Below are 22507 nucleotides of genomic sequence, written 5' to 3' on the forward strand. Positions count from 1 at the left end.
GCGGACAGAGCGGCGAAATCCGCAGGTGACAAATATCTTCCGCCTATCCCCTTCTCCGGATTTCGCTGCGGAAGCCGGAGAATGACTGTGTTCCCAAAAGGGAAACCCCCACGCCGGTGCAACGGCATGGGGGTCCAGTTCGAGCAGTGTCCCTATCCCGTAAGGAGTGCTCAGTGGCAAGTCTAGGCCGCACCGAGAACGAATCGAACGAACCGACAGGCGCGCCGTCGGGCGACTGCCTGACTACCGTGCTGGCAGCATCGGCTCTGTCGCTCGTACTGGCCCGAGCAAGCGGAAGTCCAGAATTCGGAATGACGGCGTTCGCGGCGATGCTGCAGTACTTCGGCTCTGCGCGACCGGTGCGCCGCTTGTAGCGCTGTGAGACCTTGCCCGTCGTCAGCCGTGGGCGATGCTGACGACGCGCAGCCGCACCGGCCTGTCATCGATCGTGGTTTCAACCGTGTCGCCGGTGAGGTGGCCCAAAAGCGCCTGGCTCGCAGGCAGGCTCTCACCGAATCGGCCGTTCGCGGTGTCGGCCTCGTTGTCGGGAACGATGGTGTACTCGATGGGCCGCGTGATGTTGTCCTTCTCATCGAGCTCGGCCAACACGAGGGACGACCACACCATGATGATTACGCCTTTGGGCAGTGACACCTGTTGCACCTTCCGATTGAAGTGAGTTGGGCGCGCAGGCCCTGTTCTCTACTACTCGCTGCGATCAGGCTACGGGTACGCCATGGATGCGCCGTGTGCTCGCATTAGTTGCACGAATAGTTGCACGGCGAGATTTGGAAAGGCCCGAAAAGTGCCGTTGACCTGCGAAATTACGTTGTCGGGCTGACAGGATTTGAACCTGCGACCACTTGACCCCCAGTACGGTAGCGCCGCACGTTATCCCACGTCACACGCGATATGCGTCACCCCTCCTCCACGTACGACGGGATTGAATCCCCAGGTTGTGCGCCGAGGTGCACGACGTGTGGTCCCCACGTGGTCCCCGCAAACGCCGCTCCGCCGTCACCCGACGTACGTGCGGGACCGATGGATATGCCCCTAGCGCCTGCAACTGGTTCCGCTGCAGCACGTCTGCGCCACGATCCATGGAGAGAGAGGGCCGGGCCATCGTCCTCGACGCACCGTTCACCCACGATTTCAGCCAACCACGCCGTCCTAAGTGACACCACGACCGTGAGACGCGCGGGCGGCAGAATTACGGGCCGGTCGGTCCGCCGGGATTCGACCAGGGATCCTAAAGAGCCACCGTGGCCGCGGCGACTGTGCCATCTGGACCGGGTGACGACTCTTAGTCGAACAGATCTGGAAGCCCCGCCGACACCCGCTGCGGGAATACCGGTGTCCGCTTGTCCAGAAATGCTGCGACACCTTCGCGGACGTCGTCCGAGGTGCCGCGTCGGTATATCGCGATCGACTCGGCGCGGTGCGCCACTTCGGGCTCTGCGGCGCCGAGCATCTGCCACATCAACTGCCTGGTCAACGCGGCCGACACGGGAGCTGTGCCGTCGACCATCTCGCGCGCCACCTCCACCGCTCGATCCACCACACGGTCAGCAGCGAGGACCTCACGCACGAGACCCCGTTCAAGGGCCTCTGCCGCGGAGACCATCTTCGCGCCGACCGACCATTCGATCGCGGTCGAGATTCCGACGATCCGCGGCAGGAACCAGGTGGAACATGCCTCGGGCACCAGTCCCCTGCGTGCGAAGACGAAACCGAACTTGGCGGTGTCCGAAGCGATCCGCACGTCGGCGGGCAGTGTCATGGTCACACCGACACCGGCGGCCGGCCCGTTGATCGCGGCAATGACCGGCTTTTTCGAAGCATAGATGCGCAGCGACACCTGACCGCCCGAGTCCGGTGGCGCGCCCCCGGTCGCGGGATCCTCCGTCAGGACGAATGTCTCGCCGCCGGCGGCGAGATCGGCTCCCGCGCAGAATGCCCGGCCGGTTCCGGTGAGCACCACGGCCCGCACCGTATCGTCGGCATCGCATTCGTCGAACACTTCGAGCAGCCGGTCCCGGACCTCCAGCGTGAAGGCATTCAACCGATCGGGCCGGTTGAGCCAAACCACCGCGATTTCACCGCGCCGCTCGACTGTCACAACACTCGCAACTCTAGTCGTCACTTTGCCGCCTTTGCACATAGAGATTCGTTGTGCCACAAACACATACCGCCAATTAAAGGTCCAGGACGAGTCGAGGGCCGCAACTGCGCGAGACACAGATCATCATGGCGTCGTTGGCAGCCTGTTCGTCCTCGGTCAGGACGGAGTCGCGGTGGTCGGGGGCTCCGGAAAGCACTGTTACCTCGCAGGTACCGCAGGTGCCCTCTCGGCACGAGAAGTCCGCGTCGACGCCCGACCGTAAGACGGCGTCGAGCAACGATTCGGTCGCCGCAACGAGCACGCTGCGCCCGGACCGATTCAGCTCGACCTCGAACTCAGAATCGATTGTGCTGGAATGCAGTTCCTTCGGCGCGAAGCGCTCGACATGCAGCCTCAGCTGCCCGCGGGCCGCGCACTCCGCTTCGATCGCCCGCAGCAGCGGCTCGGGGCCACAGCTGTACACAGCCGTGCCCGCGGCGGTGTCGTCGAGCGCCGCGGCGAGATCGAGGAGGCCGAACTCGTCCTGCGGGTGTAGTTGCACCCGATCGGGATACGCCTCGGCCAGTTGGTTCGCGAAGGCCATACTCGCGCGCGTCCGGCCGCCGTACAGCAGCCGCCAGGTCCGACCCGCCGCGTCGACCTGTCGCAGCATGGGCAACAGCGGGGTAATGCCGATTCCGCCCGCAACGAACAGGTAGGACTCGGCATCGACGAGGGCGAAATGGTTTCGGGGTCCGCCCACCCCCACGAGATCGCCTTCCTCGAGCGTGTCGTGCACGAACGCCGATCCACCACGTCCCTCGGCCTCGCGCAGCACCGCGACCGTCAGCGAGGACGTGTCGGCGACATCACCGCACAGCGAGTATTGCCGCACGAGGTCACTGTCCAGGGCGAGATCGATATGCGCACCGGGCTGCCAGGATGGGGCCGGGAGGCCATCGGGATCGGCGAGCGTCAGGCACACGACGCCGTCGGCGGGCGAGGTCTTGCCGACTACCCGCATCTTCCGTTCCTCGTTGCCTGTCATTCGCCCATCTCATTCCTCGGCTTACCCTTGTGATTAAATCTTATGGCATTAGATAATGTGGTGCAAGCGTGCCCCTCCCCCGCAGCTCGCAGACGGCCGGGCACGAACCGCTGGAAAGGATTTCGGGCGACCAATGGCACAACGCGATACGGCGTCGATACTCGACCTGTTCACTCTCGACGGCTGCGTCGCCGTGGTCACCGGCGCCGGCAGCGGCCTCGGCGCCGGGTTCGCGCGTGCGCTCGCGGACGCCGGCGCCGACGTCGTGCTCGCAGGGAGACGCCGGGACCGGCTCTATTCCGTCGCGAAATCGGTGACGGCACTGGGCCGACAGTGCCTCGCCGTGCCGACCGATGTCACCGATCCCGCGCAGTGCGCGGCGCTTGTCGACAACGCTATCGACCGTTTCGGTCGCATCGACGTGCTAGTCAACAACGCAGGTGTGAGCCACGCGGCACCGGCAACACGGGAGCGGCCCGAGGATTACCGAGCTGTGCTCGAGGTCAACCTCTTCGGCGCCTACTGGGCCGCCCAGGCATGCGCGCGGGTGATGGAACCGGGCTCGAGCATCGTCAACATCGCCAGCATGCTGGGTCTGGTCAAGCCGGTGCTTCCGCAGGCCGCGTACGCCTCGAGCAAGGCCGGCCTGATCGGCTTGACCCGCGACCTGTCGCAACAGTGGTCGGGCCGGAAAGGCATCCGGGTCAACGCCATTGCACCTGGGTTCTTCGAGACCGACATGATCGGCGACATGCCTGCCGAGGCGCTCGCGGAGTCGTTGCGCAACTGCCCGCTCGGGCGGACCGGCACGCAGCAGGAACTGGATGCGGCGGTGATCTTTCTGGCCAGCCGGGCGTCGAGCTACATCACCGGATCGACCATGGCGGTCGACGGCGGAACCTCCGGTCACTGACCGCACCGCCACCGACCACCGACCACACGAAAGGTTGCCAATGACGACCACCCAGACCTTGATCCGACTAGCGGGAGACGGTCTTACCCTCGCCGCCGATCGTTGGGAGCCGGCGCGGTGTCCCGCGCACGGGGCGGTGCTGCTCTTGCACGGTGGCGGACAGACCCGGCACTCCTGGCAACGGACCGGACAAAGACTGTCGCAAGCCGGATGGGTGGCGTACGCGATCGACGCCCGCGGGCACGGCGACAGTGATTGGGCCGCCGACGGCGACTACAGTCCGGACGCGCACACCCGCGATCTACGGGCCGTCGCCGCGTCGCTTGATGAGCCTCCGGTGCTGGTCGGCGCCTCGATGGGGGGAATGGCATCGCTGCTCGCGCAGGGCGAACACGGGGTCGGCCGGGCGCTGATTCTGGTCGACATCGCCCCCCGAGCGGAGCCGGACGGCCTCGCGAAGATCAGCGCCTTCATGGAAAGCGGCCTGGCGGGTTTCGATACTCTCGAAGACGCGCTGTCCGCCGTCGTGGCATACAACCCGCATCGCCGGCGCCCGCCGCGAATCGAAGGGCTACGCAAGAACCTTCGGCATCGTGATGGCCGTTGGCATTGGCACTGGGATCCAATGGTGGTCCGCCACCGTGAAAACGGTATGGACCGTGCGGCGGCCCGCGAGCGCCGAGCCCGCGCTGCGGCACAGGCCGTGACCGTACCGACGTTGCTGATCCGCGGCGCGCAATCCGACGTTCTCAGCACCGAAGGTGCCCGTGAACTCCTCGAACTCATTCCCGGCGCACGCCATATCGATGTCGCCGGCTCGGGTCACATGGTCGGTGGCGACGACAACGACCTATTGAGCGAAGGTTTGCTCGAGTTTCTGCACGGCGCCGTCTCAGCCGGATGAGACTGCCGGGCGGTTACCATCTTTTTGCAGTGCAATTTGTCCAGTCGGGGTTTCCCCGCGAGCCGAAGGTATGACATGCCTCGACCGTCCAAGCCCCTCATCAGCCGCGCGGCTGCGGTACAGGCGTCCATCGAGATCATCGACTCCGAGGGTCTCGAAGCGTTCAGCCTGCCGCGTCTGGCCAAGCAGCTCGGTGTGCGTGCTCCATCGCTCTACCACCATTTCTCGGACAAGTCGGAGATCCTCGCTGCGGTCGCCCGGCACATCGCCGGGGCCACGGTGGTCCGTCCGCGTCGCAGGCCCGGCCCGGACTGGCCGGAGTTCTTCGTAGCGCTGAGCCTGAACTTCCGGCAGGCAATCCTGCGGCACCGCAACGCGGCGCCGATTCTGCTGCAGCACTTGCCGCGTGAGCTGCTGATCGGGACCTACGAGGAGACTGCGCAGTTCTTGGCGGATTCCGGTGTGCCGACTCACCTGCACGTGCAGATTCTCGATGGCATGGAAACGTTGTCGATCGGTGCCGTGCTCACCGAGGCGATGCGCAAGCCCAGCACCCGGGCGACCATCTTCCCCAACGTCGACCCGGAGTCGCAGCCACTGCTCACCGAAGCACTGGCGGCGAACGAGTACACCTCCAAGCAGCTTTTCGAGGAAATGATCCGCAGCTTCCTGCACGGTGTGATGCGCGACGAGGCGAAATCCGCGCGCCCCGCCAAGAAGCGCTCTGCCTGATCAACCGCAAGCATGGTCCCGTGAGAACGCCGTCGACCCCTGGAAACCTCCAGGGGCCGACGGCGTTCGACGTTTCGGTGCTACTGCACCGGCGCCGGCATGTGCACGGTCTTGGTCTCGAAGAACTCCTCGAGCCCCTCAGCGCCGCCTTCGCGGCCGACGCCGGACTGCTTGTATCCGCCGAACGGCACGGTGAAGTCGATGACGGCACCGTTGACGCTGATCGTGCCGGTCCGGATGCGTTGCGCCAGCGCGTAGCCGCGGTCCAGGTCCTCGGTGTAGACCGCGCCGGAAAGTCCGTAGATCGAGTCGTTCGCGATCGCGACCGCCTCATCTTCGTTCTCGTAGGTGATCAGCGAGATGACGGGGCCGAACACCTCCTCCTGGGCGATCCGCATGTCGTTGCGCACGCCATCGATCAGTGTGGGAGCGACGAAGTAGCCCTGCTCGACGCCGTCGGGGCGACCGCCGCCCAGGACGACCGTCGCGCCGTCCTCCACCGCCGCGGCGATATAGCCCTCGACGCGGTCGCGGTGGCGTGCACCGGCCAGCGGGCCGAGGAAGTTCGTGGGCTCCCACGGGTTGCCGATCGGCAGCGAGCCGTACGCGGCCTTGAGTACCTCGACCACCTCGTCGTGCCTGGTACGGGAGACGAGCACACGGGTCAACGCGATGCACGCCTGGCCGGACTGCATGCAGCCGCCCATCGGCAGCGACTGCAGTACGTGGTTCAGATCGGCGTCGTCGAGGATGATCGCGGCCGACTTGCCGCCCAGTTCCAGTGAGACGCGAGCGATCCGCTCACTCGCCAGTGCCGCGATGCGGCGGCCGGCGAGGGTGGAACCGGTGAACGTGATGTGGTCGACGTCGGGATTGGTGACCAGGGTCTCGGACACCTCGCGGTCGGCGATCAGCACGCTGACCACACCCTCGGGGATGCGGCCCTCGGCGACGAGTTCCGCGATGACGTCGGCGAACACCGCCGGCGACAGCGGGGCATCCGGCGCACCTTTCAGGACGACCGAGCAGCCCGCTGCGAGTGCCGGCGCGACCTTGAACGCGATGGTGCCGATCGGTCCGTTCCACGGAATGATCGCGGCGACAACGCCGGTCGGCTCCTTGAGGATCCGCGAGATTCCGCCGTCGGCGCGGGTTCGGTCCTCCCGGACCTCGAACTTGCGTGCCTCGGCAGCCACCGCCCGGAACAGCCCGGCGGTCATCGCCTGCGTGCCCGCGCTCACGGCGATCGGGATACCCACCTCGAGCACACCGATCGTGGTCAGCTCCTCGATGCGGCTCTCGAGCCGGTTCGCGATCTCGTCGATCACGTCGGCGCGCTCTGCCAGGGACTTGCCCGCCCACTCGCCACCGTCAAAGGATTTGCGAGCCGCGGCGACCGCGAGCGCGACGTCTTCGGTTGTCGCACTGCGGATCCGGGCAGCGCGCTGCTCGGTCCACGGGTCGATCAGGTCGATCCACTCGTTGCCGGTCGACGGGGTCCAGCGACCTCCGATGAAGACCTGCTCACGGTCGGCGACCGTGGGCGCCGCGGCGGTGGTGTCTGTGATGGTCATCTGCTGTGGCCTTTTCTCTCAGCGGTTGTTGTAGCCGGCGTCGACGGGCAGCGTCACGCCGGTGATGTACCGGGCCTCGTCGGAGGCGAGGAACACGATCGCGTTGCTGATGTCGACCGCCTCGATCAGCTCGACCGGCATCGGGTTCTTGTAGGCGTCGTCGTTGGCAACCTCGGGATGGGCGTTGACGAACGCGCCGTATTCGGCGTTGGCGACCATCGGGGTGTTGACGCCGGTCGGGTGGATGGTGTTGACGCGGATGAAGTGCTTGGCCAGCTGCTTCGAATACAGACGCATCAAACCGACGACGCCGTGCTTCGCCGCCGAGTAGCCGGCCTGGCCCGGGAAGGTGTTGAGTCCGATGCTGGTGATGCCGGCAGCGGAACTGGTGATCGCAATCGATCCACCCTCGCCGCGCTCGATCATGCCGGGCACGGTGACCTCGAGAACGTGCCAGACACCGGTGAGCATGGTGTCGACGGCATCGTGCCAGGCCTGCGGCTCGACACCCTGATCGATGACGGGCATGATGCCGGCGTTGGGGACGACGGTGTCGACGAACCCGAACTGCTCGATGCCGGCGTCATAGGCACGCTGGACATCCTCGCGATTGCGTACGTCGCCGATCGTCGTGACGATCCGGCCGCCGACGTCCTTGACCAGCCGCTCGGTTTCGGCAAGGTCTTCCTCGGTAGCCATCGGGTAGAACACGGTCGGAATCTGCGCGCAGATGTCCATTCCGATGATCGCCGCGCCTTCCTCCGCGAGCCGGACCGCGTGCGCGCGACCCTGCCCGCGCGCAATGCCGGTGATGAACGCAACCTTGCCTTCAAGCCTGTTCATGAATGTCCTTCTCTCGCAGAATGTTCAACCCGGACAGCCGGAACCGAGACCAATCTGGCCCAGGGAGTAGACCACCCGGCGTGCCGGGGATCGGATGCGGACGGAGTTCGCGCGACCGCTGTGAGTGACGTCACAGTACGCTACCCGCCGCATGCGTCGTTGTCAACAAATGACACATATCGTCATTCGTCTTATGTCCTATTTCGCCAATCTGATAGCAGGTGTGCGCCTCCTCCTGCTCGAACGAGAGCAGTCGGCACATCCGCACTGCCCGTTCGTCTTCGGGATCGATGCGCATCAGAGCGAGTTGCGCACCGCAGTCACGCAACGCGGTGAGCGCCTGGGTCAGGAGGGCCGAACCGAGCCCCTTGCCCGAAGCGCGGTCCGCAACCACGAGAGCGCCGAGCCGGGCGGCGCTCAATCCTTCATGCTCGTGCAGCGCGGGGTCGAAACGCACGAAACCGACCGGCTCCCCACCCTCGGAGGCGACCACCACAGATCCGGAACTGACTGCAGAGGAAAGTGTTTCGCGGTGGCGGGCAGGAATCGCGGTCGCCGAGAGCACCGCACCCAGCGCTGTTTCGACATCAGCGAACGGCGCCGGTTCGGCGATCGCGAACTCGGTCGTTAACGGTTCGAGCGGGGCCGCCCACGGCCCCGACAAATGGCGTAGCAACGTCCACTGCCTCCGGACGGCCGGCACGGCGAATCGCGCGGTCAGCCGTTCGGCGGCGGGATGCGTTCCGTAGGCCCACTCCCGCAGCACCCGCGCCCCCGTCCCGGCCCAGCCGCCATCCGCGGTGGTGTCGAGACCGAGTTCCTCAACGAGCAGAGTGGCGATCCCCCGGGATCGATAGTCCGGGTCCACCACGAACTGCACGGAACCGAATCCGTCGGCGTCGACTTCCAGATGCAGGTACGCGACCACGATCCACGGGGTGTCGGACTGGGCGCTCAGATCGCGCCGGGCCCTGATAGGCAGATGCCACACCCGTTTCTCTGCGGACGAGTGGGCGTCCACCGCGCTCGGGTCGATGGCCGAGAAGCCTGCCTCGGCGTCGTAGTCGGCGGCCCGGCGGATCAGCGTGAGCACTTCGTCGCGGTCGTCCGCGGCCAGCTCCCCGCACCATCCGTAAGCGATCATCCCTACTCCTCACCGAGCCGGTAGTCGCTCCTAAATCTAACGACAATCGGTTTACTGCGCAAGGGCACGCCTGCCGCCGACGCTTTACAGATAAACCTAAATCAGTTAGTTTTAGTCGAGAGATCGGAGGTCCGGCGCGAGCGCGTCGGCGGACTCGTCCGACGTCCCAGACGAGATTGGAGCCAACCCGATGACCGAAGTTGGAGCGCCCCGCGAGGAACGCATTCGGCGGGCACTTGATCACCTGCGCAACGACACCACCGACAAGTTCGAGCACATCACCTGGTTCGAGCCGGTGGAGTTCACTGATCCGGAGGTCGCCAAGCGCGAACGCGATCGGGTCTTCGGCCGGGTTCCGTCGATCGTCGCCCACGGCTCCGAGATCCCCCGCCCAGGGGACTTCGTCACCCTCCAGCTGCCGCGGAACAGTGTCATCGTCGTCCGTCAGCGCGACGGCAGCGTCAAGACCCTCGTGAATCAGTGCCGCCACCGCGGCGCCATGGTCGAGAAGGAGGAGAAGGGCCGTTGCCGCCTGTTCTCGTGCCCTTACCACCGCTGGTCGTACGACACCGACGGAACGCTGCGCACGATCACCCGCGACAACACATTCGGTGAGGCCGACCGCTCGGAGCGGAACCTCGTGCAGCTGCCCACCGAGGAACGGCACGGATTCATCTGGGTCGTCGACGACGCGGATGCGAAAATCGACGTTGCCGACTGGCTCGGCCCGGATATGGACGCCATCCTCGCCTCGCAAGAACTCGGCTCGAAGGTCACCACTCGCGTCAAGGTTTTCGATGAGCCCGTCAACTGGAAGTTGATGCAGGACGCGTTTCTCGACGGCTACCACATCCAGTACGCGCATCCGAACACCGCCGCGAAGCACATCCACACCAACGTGATGACATTCGAGGACTTCGGGCACCACTGCAGGTTCATGAATCTGCGCAAGACCATCGACCGGTGGATCGACGAAGACCCCGGCGACCGCAGCCTGGCCGAGCACACCACCGAGACCTACTTCATCGGGCCCAACAGCACCCTGCTCCGCCAGCCCGATCACTTCCAGCTGCTCACCTTCCGTCCGCATCCCAGCGACCCGCAGCAGTGCCACATGGAGATCCGACTCATCTGCCCGACCCTCGAGGACAGCGGAATGACGGAGGAGCGCTGGAACCGAATCTGGGACAAGAACATCGAGATCCTCGTCGCGGTCCTGCACAACGAGGACTTCCCCATCCTGCGCGACTCGCAACGGGCGATGGCCAGCGCCAATGCCGGCAACATGCTCCTCGGCCGCAACGAGGTCGCCAACCAGGTCTTCCGCCGCGAAATCCAGAAACTCGTCAGCGAGAACTGACCCAGAACCCGACATCGGGTGCCTGCCGGCGCCCCGCCCCAGGGAGGCTTACGTGGAGAGCGATCTCTTCGAAAAAGACCACGAACTGTTCCGCGACTCGGTCCGTGGGTTCGTCGACAAACATGTCGTACCGAACCTGGAGAAGTGGGACGCGAATCGACTGATCGACCGCGAAACCTGGCTCGCCGCGGGACGGCAGGGACTGCTCGGGCTGAGCGTGCCCGAGCAGTACGGCGGCCCCGGCGAACCGGATTACCGGTACCGGGTCGTGATTCAGGAGGAGATCGCCCGCGTCGGGGCGTCGGCGTTGCAGTCGGGATTCTCCACCAACGATGACATAGTGCTCAATTACCTGCTCCGGCACGCTAGTGACGAGCAGCGCAGCCGTTGGCTTCCCGGTTTCGTCACCGGCGAAACGATCGGTGCGATCGCGATGACCGAGCCGGCCGCGGGAAGCGACCTGCGGGCAGTCGCCACCACTGCCGTCGCCGACGGTGACGATTGGATCATCAACGGCGCCAAGACTTTTATTACCAGCGGCATCCTCGCCGACCTGGTGATCGTCTTCGCGAAGACCGACCCGGATGCCGGTTCGAAGGGATTCAGCCTCCTGGTGGTCGAGGATGGCACCGAGGGTTTCACCCGGGGTCGCAAGCTGGATAAGGTGGGATTGCACGCGCAGGACACCGCCGAACTCTTCTTCGACAACGTCCGGGTACCGAAGGCGAACCTGCTCGGTGAGCGGGGATCCGGATTCGCCTATCTGATGCAGTCACTTCCCCTCGAGCGGCTCGGGATCGGCATCGCTGGGCAGGTCTCCGCCGAAGCGGTGTTCTCCTGGACGATGGACTATGTCCGCGAGCGCACCGCGTTCGGCAAGCGGATCGGCGAATTCCAGGGCATGGGCTTCGATCTCGCGAAACTGCGTACCGCGATCGAGGTTTCGCGCGCCTACATCGACAGGTGCGTCCGCGAATACAACCAGGGCACCCTGACCGCGGTGGACGCGTCCAAGGCAAAGCTGTGGGCGACCGAACTGCAGGGCCAGGTCATCGACGCCGGCGTCCAGTACCACGGCGGCTACGGCTACATGATGGAATACCCGGTCGCCAAGGCCTACTTGGACCACCGCATCCAGCGGATCTACGGCGGCACCAACGAGATCATGAAGGAAATCATCCACCGGGACCTGATGAACGCCTGACCCCCAAGGCCTGCGAACGGTGGGGTGGATCGCCGGATCCCCCACCGTTCGCACACCCAAACGAAATCGTAAACGCCTGCGCCGCGACACACGACCGCCTACGCTCTAAACCTATGGGTAATTGGTTTAGCTATGCATCTCGACCGAGAAGGTCCATCGCGGTAGTTGGCACGATTGTCGCGGCAGTCCTCGGCGCCGGTTTGGTCGGGCCGCCCGCTGCGGTGGCGGACGAGTATGGGCCACGCCAGCCGGACTGGGCGCCCGCGGTGGCGTATTCGATGCAGCACCCCGGGTCGCTGCCCATCGGAATGAACGACCCTGGCTGTCGTCCCGGTTCAGCGCATCCGCGCCCAGTCGTCCTGCTCAACGGGGCGTTCCTCAACAAGTACGCGACCTGGTCGAAGTACTCCCCCGAATTGACGGTCATGGGCTTCTGCGTGTTCGGGCTGGACTACGGCGGGCCGGTCGACGGACCGTTCCATCAGATGGGCGATTTGCGTGACTCCGCCCGCGAGATAGGCGAATTCGTCGACGAGGTCCTGCGGAAGACGGGGGCGAAGCAGGTGGATCTGGTCGGCTATTCGGAAGGGGGCCTGGTTCCCTTCTACTTTCTCAACGTCCTCGGCGGCGCCGATCGTGTCGGCACCCTCGTCAGTCTCGCCTCCCCCGTGCGCGGAATGAGCGGCTATCGGCTGCTGGACGGGATCGCGAGCCTGCCGGGCGGTACGGCGAACCTCGACCGGATGCTGCCAGCGGCGGTGGACGGCACCGCAGGGTCCGACTTTGTCACCGAGATAGCGAGAGGCGGTCAAACCCGGACGGGGGTGCGCTACGTGACCGTGAGCTCGCGCACCGACCTCGTTGTCGCGCCCGGCGAAGCTCTCCTGGCGGACGCTCCGAACGTGACGAACGTGGTCCTACAGGACGCGTGCCCACAGAACCGGGCCTTTCACGGCTCGATGACCTACGACGACACGGCCCTCCGACTGGTCAGTAACGCCCTGGACCCCACGACGGCAACCGCTCCGGACTGCCACGGCGCGCCCTCGCAGCCTTAACCGGCCCAGCCACCGTGACCGACGGGACCGGGGTGGGGCAGCCCTTCCCTATTTCGGCGGCGTGCCGGAGGCATCCAGATCAGGCCCAACTCCACTGATCTCGGTGATCTTCCAGTCGTTCGAGCTGTCGATGCTCAGCTTGTAGGTCGCGGTGGACTGGATTCCCTCGGGCGCCTGCGCATTCGAGGTGAACACACCAACGAAGCAATCGACGGTGTACACACCGTTCCCGGCATCCTCGGCCTTCGCCGTGATCGGCTGCGCGGTCGAGGTCCACTGCAGCGGAACGATGATCTGCTCCATCGATGTCGAGGCCTGGGTTAGCCGCTGTTCCAGCTCGGGGGCCGTTCCCGCGGTGAGCCGCTGCTTCCAGGCCGCGAGATCCTTGAAGTCCATCTCGGCGGCCCCGGTTGCGTAGTCGAGCGCCACCTGTTCGGCATGGGCACGTGCGTCCGCGTCGGCACGCATCGCGTCGAGGTCATTGGAGGTGTCGTAGAACTTCCAGGCACCGAGGCCGATCGCGGCCACTGCGACGGCGCCGAGGACGCCTGTCGCCATCGCCCGCATCGGGTATCGACTGTTGGCAGTGCGCTCGTCGGTCGAGGGTCCCGGGTCGGCGCTGTCTTCGTCGGTCGGGTCGTGCCGGTCCTGGTCTTGGTCCTGGAGGACGGAGGAGTTCGACATGGTGTTCTCGTTTCTTGGATTCGTATCGTCCGGGCGCACGGAGTTCGTGCGGTCGTGTGTGTTAGTTGTCGGGGGCCGTGACGTGAATGGTCAGCGCATCACCCGTTTCCGTCGAGGCCATCACGTTCTGGAGCAACCGCCCGATGTCGACCGAGCGCATGGAGTTCGCCGCCTCGGACACCGCTGGAAGCAGGTTCACGCCAATGATGTTGAGATCTGCCGCGGTTTCGTCGAGGAACTTCTGGAGTTCACCGATGAACGGGCTGGCGCCGTTGGCGATGCCCGCATTGAGCGGGCCACGGTCCGCGGCGAACCTGATCCCGGTGAGCAGGTCTTGGAATCCCGACCCGAAAGCGGCGAGATGCGGGACTGCCTCTCGCATGCCCTGTGGGATCGGACCACTCTGCAGCAGCAGCGGCTGCAAGGTCCGCAGGATCGTGGTGAGGCTGTCGGCACGCTGGGTGAGAGTGGCCGCCATCAGTTCCCCGGTCCGGCTGATGTTGGTGTACACCCCCGGATCGTCGGGGAGGGCGACGTCGAGGGTGTGGAAGATCTGTTCGACCGCCTCCGGTTCCACTTGGGTGAGCAGGTTCGTCAAACGTTCCGACAGTTCCTCGAAGGTCGTCGGCACGATCACCCGGTCGGGTGCAATCACCGCTGCGTCCGGAAGGTACGGGGCACCCGGCGTCTTCGGCCACACGCCGAGGACGGGCTCGACAAGTGCGGACAGGTTGTCCACCCGGAATGTGCTGTTTTCCGGGATGGGATGGCTGCGGTCGTACTTCCACGTCACGTCGACGGTCCCCGCCGATGCGGTGATTCCCGTGATCTCCCCGATGGCCACCCCTCGCAACAGAACCCGCGCCCCGACGACGAGACCATTCGTATCCGGGATCTCGACCGTGGCGGTTTTCACGTCCTCCGCAATCCCCGTGCGCAGACCCGAACCGAGCATGAACGCGAAGGACAGCGCACCGATGCCGATCATGCCGACGATCGACAGAATCGTCTTCTTCCTCATCGCACAGCTCCCAGCATGCGCAGGATGTTCTCCGCGTCGACGAGTGCCTGACTGCCATCCGACGTCTGCACCGAGACGACGTCGACGGACGGATGGGACGCGAACGGCACCACCGTCGTACGGAGGAACTCGGACAGTTCCGCGGCCGCCGACGGACCGCCCGTTCCGATTTCGACACTGTCGGCGAGGGACTCGAACATCGGGACGAGCCACAGTCCACCGGCATAGAGGCTGCCGACGGATGGCAGGATCGTTCCGATGTGGGACACCACGGAGACGGCGAGCCGACGCCAGTAGTGGACGGTCGAGGCGTCGAAGATCGTCGCCAGCGCCTGGGAATTCTCGTCCAGCACGACCGCCGTGGCGTTCATTCCGTCGAGCATTCGATTGATCTCGGCGGTCCGGCCACCCAGATCGCGCAGGTCCGTCGAGACCACGGTTGCGAGGCTCCGGATCTCGGGCACCGCCGGCATCACGGTGTTGACTTTTGCCATGACGTCCTCGATGCGCGCGATGCTGCCGCCGTTCACGAACGTCGCGAGCACCGCCATGGTGTCCTCGAGCTGCGGGGGCGAAACGGTCCGTTCGATCGGTACCGAATCACCTTCCGCCAGATAGGCGTTCACGCGGGAGCCGGGATCACGAACCAGCGCGACGTAGGTGTCACCCAGGAGCGTGTTCTGCCTGACGATCGCGTGCACACTCGCGGGAATCCGTGTGTCGGCACGGATACCTGCCGTGACGGCGACGCCGTGCTCGTCGACCTTGACGTCGCGAACCTCTCCGACCCGGAGCCCATCCATGATCACGTCCGCTCCGGACGGCAGGTTCATCGCGCTCTCGAACTCGAGTGAGATCTCGTAGCCGTTACCGATTCCGGCACGGACCGAGGGGAGGTCCTCGGGTCGCAACGAGCACGCCGAAGCGGCAAGGATCAGCAGCAGCGCCGCCGCCGCCACCCGCACTCTGCGGGCCCCTCCACGTCCCCCGCTCACTGTCCCGCGGCCTTTCCGAGGACCTCACCCAGCAGGTTCGCGGGGTCGATCCCCGAACCGTCGCCGAGGGTGACCGTCGGTGGCGTGTAGTGCATCGTCAGGCCGCTCGGCTGTCGCGACTGTTCGCCGAGGGCTGCGGTGAACGACGGGAGGGAGCCAACCAGGCCGGACAGGTCGCCGGCCCGTCCAGCGGCGAGTGAGATCGCCTGGGCCACCTGGCCGTGCACGAATGGCCAGATGTCAGCGCCGTATCGGGTCTGGATGTCGTAGAGCACTGCGACCAGCCAGCCGATGCCGACGCAGACGTCGATCGTTCCGGGGAACAGATCGATACCCGCAGTGGCGATCTCCGGCAGTTGCTGCGCGATCGAGGTGATGGCGCCCCAGTCCGCGAGCGCCTGCTCGTTCAGTGGGGCCATGGCGCCGATCGCGGTTCCGATGTCCGCGACCAACGTGTCGGGATTCTCCATCGCGCCGGTCGCGCTCAGCATCACGGCGCGAGCAGGCTCACCCTGCCCCTGAAGTGCCGCCGCGACTCCCGCGATCGCGCCGGCGACCGTGTCGCTGCCATCGGGTGAGAGCGCCTTCAAAAAGTCCGCCGCGGATCCGACCACCTCGGAGATGGTCTTCGGTGTAAAGCTCTGCTCGAGCGGAATGCATGACCCCGGTTGGAGGACGGGCCCACTGGTGTGGTTTCCGACCAGTTCCAAAGTCCGGTCCGCCAGAATCGATTTCGAGCGTGTCACCGCCTTCACGTCCGCGGGGAACATCCGGCCGACGCTCGTGGAGAAGGTGACCTCTACTCGGTCGCCCTTCTCGGTGATCGAGTCGATGGTCCCGACCTCGAATCCCATCTGGGTCACCGGGTTACCGGCATACAGGCCGACGGCATCGGGCATTTGCGCGCAATACGACGCAGTTCTTGCGGGGTTGTTGAGCACAGCCACGGCAACGCCGGTGCCGATGCCCAGAGCGGCGACCGTCACCACCGCGACGACCGCCCACTTCTTCGCCTTCGTCATGAGCAACTCCGTCCGGGGACGGGCATGCAGATGTCCGATGCCATCAGCGTTTCCCCGCCGATCGTGGCCAGCCCCTGGGGAGTCAGCCAATTGGCCAGTTTGTCCCGCGCCGCCGACAGCGCGTCGATCGACGGGCCCATCGTCGCGTTGAACTCCTCGATCGTCGACCGAACCCGTTCGATGCCTCCCGCGAGGTCCTCGCCGTGTGCGAGGTAGTACTCCGCGTACGGGGCCACGGTCATCAGCACGTACCCGAGCAGTCGGTACGCCTCGTTGAAGCCGGCGTGATTGGTGTTGTACGTGGACAACACGACATCCATCTTCCGGATCACCTCGAAGACCATGTCCCGATTGGCATCAAACTTATTCAGGTACTCCGAGGCGAGTGCCGTGATGGTGCGAACCTGTTCGCGCTGCTGGTCCATCACCTGTGCGATGGAAGACATACCCGAGATCACCGAGCCGACCGAGTCCGGATTGGACTGCAGGGCTTGCGCGACCTGTGTGAGATCGGCATCGATCGTGCCCGCATCGACGTGGTCGGTGACTGTCGGAGCGGCTTGCAGGACGTCGCCGATCGAGTACGGCACCGTCACCTGACCCACCGGCAATGGTTCGTCACCGACCGACACATCGCCGACCGGGACGATCGTGATCGCATATCCCCCAACCGGAGTGAGCATGCGCACGTCGACGCGGGAATCAGGTCCGATGACAATGTTCTTGTCGATGTCCATCGTCACGCGCACCGTGTCGGTGCCGATCGTCATGTCCGACACCGAGCCGACCGAGATGCCCGCGACCCGAACGTCCTGTCCGACGGATATCGCGGAGACGTCGGTGGCCTCGAACGACACCTTCGTACGTCCGGGCGGGTGCAGGTACAGGACCGCTGTGGCGACGAGCACCATGACGACGAACCCGGTGACGGCAGCACCGATCCGGAAGTCGTTGTCGAACCAGGACAACATGCGACCGAACCGCCCATGGCGAGTGCGGGCGTTCACCGCGCGCTGCATACGACGACCTCACTGCCACTGAGTAGGACCTCGACATCGGTGGGGAGCTTGGCGACACCATTCGGGCACCCGTGCGCGCCCTCGCTCGCCGGCATCTCCATGCCCGCGATCGACGCTGGGAGCAACCGGAACGCCTGGGCGGCCTCGTCGATCGAACCGAACACCTTCGCGACCTCTTCCTCCACATTCACGCCCGGCTGAATATGGAATGCGTCGAGGAGTCGTTTGATCGGCTTCAGGAAGTACGGACCGTAGGAGGCGGTCTTCGCGAACTCGTCGATTACGGACAACGCGCTGGAGATGGGGTAATTCACCGATCGAATGAACTCGACTACCGTGCCGGACCGACCGCCCATCGTGTCCGAGATGCGGGCCAGATTGTCGGTGAGCGTCGAGATCACCTGCTCTCGGCTGGAGGCGAGGTCGGCGAGCTTCTGGGCGTCGTCGAGCATCGGCGCGAGTCCCCCGCCATCGCCCTGGAGGACTGCGATCGCGTTCTGCGAGAACTGGTTGATGTCTTCGGTACTCATGGTCGCGAGCACCGGCTGCAGTCCGTTGAAGAGCTCGGTGATGTCGAATGAGGGTCGCGTGCTCGTCAGGCCCAGCCGCTCGACCGGCGCCCCGGACCGGTCTCCGAAGTCGGCATCGACATATCGGACTCCGGTGAGGTTCTGATACTTGACCGACAGAACCGTGTCCTCGGTCAGTTCGTAGGGGCGTTCGAGCGTGAACCGGACCTTCGCGATCGTCCCGGTGTCGCTGCGCACGAGGTCGATCGACTCGACCTTTCCGATCCGAACACCATGGGTGCGAATGTCGCCGTTGGACCCGAGGCCCGAAACATCGGCGAACTCCGCTGTGTAGCTTCGCGTGTCGCCGGTAACCGGACTGCGCATCGCGGCGATGACCAAAATGAAGAGTAGAACCGAGATCGTGACGGCCACAGCCAGTTTCGCGAGTGTTTTGACCAGATCCGCCCGTGTGGTCATCGCACACCTCCATCCGGAGCGGCTGTCGGCCCGAGGCCGAGGGCAGCGGCGACCGAGGGGAAGGCGTCCAGCACGATCCGCAAGCGCAGGCGCTTTCCGTCCGGAGTATCGACGAAGGCCGAGTTGAGCCTGCGGACGACGTCCCGGGCTGATTCGGGACTCATCCCGCCGCTACTCAGATGCGGAAAGACATCCGAGACCGCCGTGATCGACGCAATGAGCGGGGTCAGCTCGTCATCGTGCGAGGCCAGCAGCTTGCCGGCCTGGCCGAACAGCTGGTTGCCTGCGAGCGCGAGGCCGGCGTCCGACTCGTCGAGGACGTCATCGTCGACGCCGACGGACCCGTCGGGGAGACGATTGTAGGACGGGCTGTCGTAGATGTTCATCAGTGCCGCGATCGCCTGGTCACTGAATTCCGGTGCGGCTTCGAGTATGTCGTTGAACCGGGCGAGCAGGTCGGTCGGCAGTTCGTGCTGGGTCCGAGCGACTCGATCGGCGACGAGCACACCGGTCTCGACCCACGGCGTGGCCCCGTCGAGATAGTGCACCGACTTGTCGAGCGAGGAAATGATGTCGCCGGTGAGCGTGCCGTCGATCGTCGAGGAACCCTGCTCGATCATCGTCGACATCGTGTAGTCACCGAGCGGTGTCCGCTGCAATTCCATACCCGATTCGAGCTTGTTGCCGCTTGCCGCCGCGACGAGATTCACCGCCGATGTGCCGAAGTAGTTCTCGGGCCGGTAGTCGACCTCGAATTCGTCGGTCAGTCCCTCGATCTGTCCTTCGTCCAGTACGAGTTGCATTCGGACGGTGTCCGACGCGGTGCGGTCGAGTTCGGTGACGCGCCCCACCGTCTGACCGTGTAGTACGACGTTCGTTCCGGGCGCAACGCCCGGCCCCACGAAGGGAACCTCAATACCCAGCTCGACGCCGTCGGGCGCCGTCAGCCGGGGGTACAGCGTCGCCGCCCCAACCAGCACTGCACAGGCAAGCGCGACCACTCCCATGCCCGTTCCGGTCAGCAGTCGTGACTGATGCTCGGCGGACCCACGGATAAAGTCTTGGCTGCTCGAAATGCTCATCGCCTCATCCCTTGAACACCAGTTCGGGGCTCAGCCCCCAGATGGCTACCGTCATCAGGAAATTCATTACGACGATCGCGACGAGACTTGCGCGGATCGCGCGTCCCGACGCAGAACCGACGCCGGCCGGCCCGCCGGAGGCGAAGTACCCGTAGTAGCAATGGATCAGCGTGACCACTGCGCAGAAGATCAGCACCTTTGCGACCGATGCCACGAGGTCCGGGATCGTCAGGAACTGGCCGAAGTAGTGGTCGTAGGTGCCGGAGTTCTGGCCGTGGAATGTTTTCACGACGATCCCACCGGTCACGAAACTCACCACGAGGGCCATCAGGTATCCGGGCAGGACCACGATCATGCTGCCGATCAGCCGGGTCCCGACGACGAACGGAATGGCCTGCAGCCCGATCGACTCGGTCGCGTCGATCTCTTCCGAGATCCGCATTGCGCCGATCTCCGCCGTCATCCGGCAGCCTGCCTGGGCGGCGAATCCGATCCCGGTAATGATCGGTGCAATGACACGAATGTTGCCGAAGGATCCGATGATTCCGGTCAGCGCTCCGAAGCCGAGCAGGTCGAACGCCATGAACGCCTGGATCGCGACAACAGCACCGACCGCTATGCCCAGGAAGAACATCAGGCTGATCACGCCGCCGTCGACAACGAGGGACCCATTGCCCCAGGCCATGTTGTTCATGGTGGTGAGGGTCTGCTTTCGGTACTGCCGAACGGTTTTGGGAAGCAGGCCGATCGTTTTGCCGACGAACAGCGTGATCTGGCCGAGTTCCGCGGCCGCGCCCCGAAGCGAACCGGTCACCGAAGTGACCAGCCGGCCGAGCAGCGTCGCTACGTGTGTCCCGCCGCGCGCGGGTGTCCGGGTCGCCATCACGCCAACTGCGCCGGGAAGAACATCATCTGCAACTGGCTCACGAGCAGGTTTGTCGCGAAGATGCAGAAGACGCTGAGCACGACGGAGGCGTTGACCGCGTTGGCCACACCCTTCGGGCCGCCCTTGGCCTCCAGACCTCGCAGACTCGCGATCACCACTACCGTGGTGGCGAACAGCACCGACTTCAGAACGGAGAACGCAAGATCGGTGGGGGTTGCGAACGCGCCGAACGACTGCCAGAAGCTGCCCGGCACCACGTCGTTGATGTTGGCCGAGATCAGCAGACCCGCACCGACGCCCGCGGCGATGATGATGATGCACAGCATCGGCGCGATAGCGATCATCGCGATGAACCGCGGCACGACGAGCCGCTGAACCGGGTCGATACCCATAACGCGAATCGCCTCGATCTCCTCGCGGATGGACCGTGCACCGAGGTCCGACGCGATGGCCGACGCCGCGGCACCACTCATCAGCAGCCCTGCCGCCATCGGTGCGCCCTGCCCCACGACCCCGAGTCCACTCGCCGCACCCGCGAGTGAATTCGCACCAACTTGATTCATGATGCCGCCGACCTGCACCGATACCTCGGCACCGATCGGGATGGCCATCAGTAGCGCCGGAAGTGCGGTGACCTTGAGCAGTTTCCACATCTGCTCGACGACCTCGCCAACCGGCAGGCGCCCCGATATCGTGTCGGTGGCGCAGTACCGGAGCACGTTGCCCGCGAGCCTGGCGGACCGGCCGATCGTGGCGAGACTCTGCGCGGGTTTGACCCGGATGTAGGCACTCAGCCATGCGAGCACCGACGCGCCCCACAGCGCACCCCGCTGCTGCGGCTCATTCTGAGCGGTTTCGACTTCGCGTGATGCGAGTTGCGTACTCATCGCGCCACCTCCTCCCCTCCCTGCGGTCTTCTCGTACGTTTCGGAGATCTCAACCGTCGGGGCCCTTCTCGTCGGATCGCCTCGGATCTCGTGCATACCTCGCGCGTGCTGTTCCACGGCTGAATCGAATTCGATGGCGGGGCAGTCGCATTCGAGAGCTCGAGCGATCCTCGCGTGGCGGCGCCGCCGACCGGCAAGCGTCATCCGGTTCAAGCTGTTTTACAAATTACAAACTATGTCTTACCGTTATACGACATGTGACCCGCACCACGCAAGAGGTCGACGGCGTTACAACCCACATTTTTTGTCAGACGTCCGCCGGAGTTCGAAAAACGCGTGGCGTGGCCGGCCAACTGCGTCAGAACGGACGAATCACCGGACGGAGGACGGCGCCGCTTCGCGCACCAGGTCCGGGTCAGAGGCAGCCGGCTGCAGCACGCCCGCGCGCACCAGCACATCGATCTCCGCCTCGTCCATACCGAGCAACTCGGCGCAAATCTGCCGGGTCTGCTCCCCTGCCAGCGGCGCCTGACGCGCCGGCGGGTCGGGGATCTCGTCGAAGACGGCGACCCGGGCGCTGCCGGGGAGGTCTGTTGAAAGCAATTCGTGCGCGACGGACGTGTACGTCCGCCGCTCGCTCAGATGCGGGTCGGTGAGCAACTGCGGCAGTCGAAGCATCGCACCGGCCGGAACCCCGGCGGCTTGCAATGCGGCCGTTGCCGCCTGAGGATCGCGCTCGCGGAGCCAATCCGCGACGAGGGCATCACACGCTGCGCGGTTCGCGATGCGTTCCCGTGCAGTTGCGAACCGTCCGTCCCCCAACAGGCCTGGACGCTCGAGTACGCCACACAGCGCCGCCCACTCGTCGTCGGCGCGGACCGTGACCACGCACCACTCATCGTCACCCGCGCAGGGATAGACGCCGGACGGCGCCGCGTATGGGTCGGTATTGCCGGGCGCGGACACGGCGCCGGGCCGCAGCCCCTCGGCAACCAGCTGCGTCCCGAGCTGCATGAGCGCGGTATCGGCTTGGGCAACTTC

The 22507-nt window shown here is 65.2% G+C and carries 23 protein-coding genes; 7 read left to right on the top strand and 16 right to left on the bottom strand.

From position 1 onward, the window contains the following. Positions 1-173: 173 nt before the first annotated feature. Positions 174-374 (top strand): hypothetical protein, encoded by a 201-nt coding sequence (locus A8G08_RS03210; protein WP_068270050.1) that lies wholly within the window; start codon positions 174-176, stop codon positions 372-374. A gap of 22 nt (positions 375-396) precedes the next feature. Here the strand turns inward: A8G08_RS03210 and A8G08_RS03215 are convergent, their stop codons facing one another. The 3 genes from A8G08_RS03215 to A8G08_RS03225 form a co-directional block, all read right to left on the bottom strand. Then, positions 397-654, bottom strand: a complete 258-nt coding sequence (locus A8G08_RS03215; protein WP_157108383.1) for a GreA/GreB family elongation factor — start codon at positions 652-654, stop codon at positions 397-399. A gap of 649 nt (positions 655-1303) precedes the next feature. Next, a complete protein-coding gene (locus tag A8G08_RS03220; RefSeq protein ID WP_245672595.1) occupies positions 1304-2143 on the bottom strand; it encodes an enoyl-CoA hydratase-related protein in 840 nt (279 codons plus the stop codon). Positions 2144-2195: 52 nt separating this feature from the next. Beyond that, a complete protein-coding gene (locus A8G08_RS03225; RefSeq protein ID WP_068270058.1) occupies positions 2196-3149 on the bottom strand; it encodes a PDR/VanB family oxidoreductase in 954 nt (317 codons plus the stop codon). Positions 3150-3282: 133 nt separating this feature from the next. Here A8G08_RS03225 and A8G08_RS03230 point away from each other — a divergent pair, with 133 nt between their 5' ends. The 3 genes from A8G08_RS03230 to A8G08_RS03240 all read left to right on the top strand — a co-directional run bounded on the left by A8G08_RS03230 (position 3283) and on the right by A8G08_RS03240 (position 5698). Beyond that, positions 3283-4062, top strand: a complete 780-nt coding sequence (locus A8G08_RS03230; protein ID WP_068270061.1) for an SDR family NAD(P)-dependent oxidoreductase — start codon at positions 3283-3285, stop codon at positions 4060-4062. A 40-nt stretch (positions 4063-4102) separates the two neighbouring features. Next, positions 4103-4966: an alpha/beta fold hydrolase gene (locus A8G08_RS03235; RefSeq protein WP_068270066.1), complete on the top strand. Its 864-nt coding sequence runs from the start codon at positions 4103-4105 to the stop codon at positions 4964-4966. Positions 4967-5041: 75 nt separating this feature from the next. Continuing rightward, positions 5042-5698: a TetR family transcriptional regulator gene (locus A8G08_RS03240; RefSeq protein ID WP_068270068.1), complete on the top strand. Its 657-nt coding sequence runs from the start codon at positions 5042-5044 to the stop codon at positions 5696-5698. A gap of 80 nt (positions 5699-5778) precedes the next feature. Here the strand turns inward: A8G08_RS03240 and A8G08_RS03245 are convergent, their stop codons facing one another. The 3 genes from A8G08_RS03245 to A8G08_RS03255 all read right to left on the bottom strand — a co-directional run bounded on the left by A8G08_RS03245 (position 5779) and on the right by A8G08_RS03255 (position 9259). After that, a complete protein-coding gene (locus A8G08_RS03245) occupies positions 5779-7272 on the bottom strand; it encodes an aldehyde dehydrogenase (RefSeq protein WP_068270075.1) in 1494 nt (497 codons plus the stop codon). An 18-nt stretch (positions 7273-7290) separates the two neighbouring features. After that, positions 7291-8115, bottom strand: coding sequence for a mycofactocin-coupled SDR family oxidoreductase (locus tag A8G08_RS03250; RefSeq protein ID WP_068270077.1), 825 nt, complete (start codon positions 8113-8115; stop codon positions 7291-7293). Between the two features lie 130 nt (positions 8116-8245). After that, the gene (locus A8G08_RS03255) at positions 8246-9259 is read right to left on the bottom strand and encodes a GNAT family N-acetyltransferase (protein ID WP_068270078.1); all 1014 of its coding nucleotides are present in this window, start codon (positions 9257-9259) and stop codon (positions 8246-8248) included. 190 nt (positions 9260-9449) lie between these two features. Between A8G08_RS03255 and A8G08_RS03260 the strand changes: the two genes are divergently transcribed. The 3 genes from A8G08_RS03260 (at position 9450) to A8G08_RS03270 (ending at position 12881) form a co-directional block, all read left to right on the top strand. Next, positions 9450-10619: an aromatic ring-hydroxylating oxygenase subunit alpha gene (locus A8G08_RS03260; RefSeq protein ID WP_068270079.1), complete on the top strand. Its 1170-nt coding sequence runs from the start codon at positions 9450-9452 to the stop codon at positions 10617-10619. A gap of 52 nt (positions 10620-10671) precedes the next feature. Continuing rightward, positions 10672-11823 (top strand): acyl-CoA dehydrogenase family protein, encoded by a 1152-nt coding sequence (locus tag A8G08_RS03265; RefSeq protein WP_068270082.1) that lies wholly within the window; start codon positions 10672-10674, stop codon positions 11821-11823. Positions 11824-11936: 113 nt separating this feature from the next. Beyond that, entirely contained in the window at positions 11937-12881 is a 945-nt protein-coding gene (locus A8G08_RS03270) for an esterase/lipase family protein (protein WP_084435906.1), read from the top strand. Positions 12882-12929: 48 nt separating this feature from the next. Here the strand turns inward: A8G08_RS03270 and A8G08_RS03275 are convergent, their stop codons facing one another. From A8G08_RS03275 to A8G08_RS03320, 10 genes are all read right to left on the bottom strand, one after another. Further along, positions 12930-13565, bottom strand: a complete 636-nt coding sequence (locus tag A8G08_RS03275; protein ID WP_068270090.1) for a hypothetical protein — start codon at positions 13563-13565, stop codon at positions 12930-12932. A 61-nt stretch (positions 13566-13626) separates the two neighbouring features. After that, positions 13627-14586: an MlaD family protein gene (locus A8G08_RS03280; protein ID WP_068270093.1), complete on the bottom strand. Its 960-nt coding sequence runs from the start codon at positions 14584-14586 to the stop codon at positions 13627-13629. Then, positions 14583-15551: an MlaD family protein gene (locus tag A8G08_RS03285; protein WP_084435907.1), complete on the bottom strand. Its 969-nt coding sequence runs from the start codon at positions 15549-15551 to the stop codon at positions 14583-14585. Before A8G08_RS03285 ends, A8G08_RS03280 begins: the two co-directional genes overlap by 4 nt. Before the next feature lie 26 nt (positions 15552-15577). Next, positions 15578-16603: an MlaD family protein gene (locus A8G08_RS03290; RefSeq protein ID WP_068270100.1), complete on the bottom strand. Its 1026-nt coding sequence runs from the start codon at positions 16601-16603 to the stop codon at positions 15578-15580. Continuing rightward, a complete protein-coding gene (locus A8G08_RS03295; protein WP_084435908.1) occupies positions 16600-17622 on the bottom strand; it encodes an MlaD family protein in 1023 nt (340 codons plus the stop codon). The genes A8G08_RS03290 and A8G08_RS03295 overlap by 4 nt, the downstream gene beginning before the upstream one ends. Then, positions 17607-18611 carry an MlaD family protein gene (locus A8G08_RS03300; protein ID WP_068270103.1) on the bottom strand — a complete coding sequence of 335 codons (1005 nt, stop codon included), beginning with the start codon at positions 18609-18611 and terminating at the stop codon, positions 17607-17609. The genes A8G08_RS03295 and A8G08_RS03300 overlap by 16 nt, the downstream gene beginning before the upstream one ends. Next, on the bottom strand, positions 18608-19693 hold the full coding sequence (locus A8G08_RS03305; protein WP_068270107.1) for an MlaD family protein: 1086 nt from the start codon (positions 19691-19693) through the stop codon (positions 18608-18610). Before A8G08_RS03305 ends, A8G08_RS03300 begins: the two co-directional genes overlap by 4 nt. A 4-nt stretch (positions 19694-19697) precedes the next feature. Beyond that, entirely contained in the window at positions 19698-20576 is an 879-nt protein-coding gene (locus A8G08_RS03310; RefSeq protein WP_068270109.1) for an MlaE family ABC transporter permease, read from the bottom strand. Continuing rightward, positions 20576-21466 carry an ABC transporter permease gene (locus A8G08_RS03315; protein WP_084435910.1) on the bottom strand — a complete coding sequence of 297 codons (891 nt, stop codon included), beginning with the start codon at positions 21464-21466 and terminating at the stop codon, positions 20576-20578. The genes A8G08_RS03310 and A8G08_RS03315 overlap by 1 nt, the downstream gene beginning before the upstream one ends. 372 nt (positions 21467-21838) lie before the next feature. Beyond that, positions 21839-22507, bottom strand: a 669-nt coding sequence (locus A8G08_RS03320; protein WP_187344422.1) for a CoA transferase, incomplete at its 5' end; no start/stop codon positions are given.

It is taken from the genome of Aldersonia kunmingensis (genome assembly GCF_001646865.1).
GTDB classification, from domain to species: domain Bacteria; phylum Actinomycetota; class Actinomycetes; order Mycobacteriales; family Mycobacteriaceae; genus Aldersonia; species Aldersonia kunmingensis.

Excerpts from the sequence above, each read along its gene's own strand:
- A8G08_RS03225 (WP_068270058.1), bottom strand. The coding sequence starts at position 3,149 with ATGACAGGCAACGAGGAACGGAAGATGCGGGTAGTCGGCAAGACCTCG.
- A8G08_RS03230 (WP_068270061.1), top strand. The coding sequence starts at position 3,283 with ATGGCACAACGCGATACGGCGTCGATACTCGACCTGTTCACTCTCGAC.
- A8G08_RS03235 (WP_068270066.1), top strand. The coding sequence starts at position 4,103 with ATGACGACCACCCAGACCTTGATCCGACTAGCGGGAGACGGTCTTACC.
- A8G08_RS03240 (WP_068270068.1), top strand. The coding sequence starts at position 5,042 with ATGCCTCGACCGTCCAAGCCCCTCATCAGCCGCGCGGCTGCGGTACAG.
- A8G08_RS03245 (WP_068270075.1), bottom strand. The coding sequence starts at position 7,272 with ATGACCATCACAGACACCACCGCCGCGGCGCCCACGGTCGCCGACCGT.
- A8G08_RS03250 (WP_068270077.1), bottom strand. The coding sequence starts at position 8,115 with ATGAACAGGCTTGAAGGCAAGGTTGCGTTCATCACCGGCATTGCGCGC.
- A8G08_RS03255 (WP_068270078.1), bottom strand. The coding sequence starts at position 9,259 with ATGATCGCTTACGGATGGTGCGGGGAGCTGGCCGCGGACGACCGCGAC.
- A8G08_RS03260 (WP_068270079.1), top strand. The coding sequence starts at position 9,450 with ATGACCGAAGTTGGAGCGCCCCGCGAGGAACGCATTCGGCGGGCACTT.
- A8G08_RS03270 (WP_084435906.1), top strand. The coding sequence starts at position 11,937 with ATGGGTAATTGGTTTAGCTATGCATCTCGACCGAGAAGGTCCATCGCG.
- A8G08_RS03275 (WP_068270090.1), bottom strand. The coding sequence starts at position 13,565 with ATGTCGAACTCCTCCGTCCTCCAGGACCAAGACCAGGACCGGCACGAC.
- A8G08_RS03280 (WP_068270093.1), bottom strand. The coding sequence starts at position 14,586 with ATGAGGAAGAAGACGATTCTGTCGATCGTCGGCATGATCGGCATCGGT.
- A8G08_RS03290 (WP_068270100.1), bottom strand. The coding sequence starts at position 16,603 with ATGACGAAGGCGAAGAAGTGGGCGGTCGTCGCGGTGGTGACGGTCGCC.
- A8G08_RS03295 (WP_084435908.1), bottom strand. The coding sequence starts at position 17,622 with ATGCAGCGCGCGGTGAACGCCCGCACTCGCCATGGGCGGTTCGGTCGC.
- A8G08_RS03300 (WP_068270103.1), bottom strand. The coding sequence starts at position 18,611 with ATGACCACACGGGCGGATCTGGTCAAAACACTCGCGAAACTGGCTGTG.
- A8G08_RS03305 (WP_068270107.1), bottom strand. The coding sequence starts at position 19,693 with ATGAGCATTTCGAGCAGCCAAGACTTTATCCGTGGGTCCGCCGAGCAT.
- A8G08_RS03310 (WP_068270109.1), bottom strand. The coding sequence starts at position 20,576 with ATGGCGACCCGGACACCCGCGCGCGGCGGGACACACGTAGCGACGCTG.
- A8G08_RS03315 (WP_084435910.1), bottom strand. The coding sequence starts at position 21,466 with ATGAGTACGCAACTCGCATCACGCGAAGTCGAAACCGCTCAGAATGAG.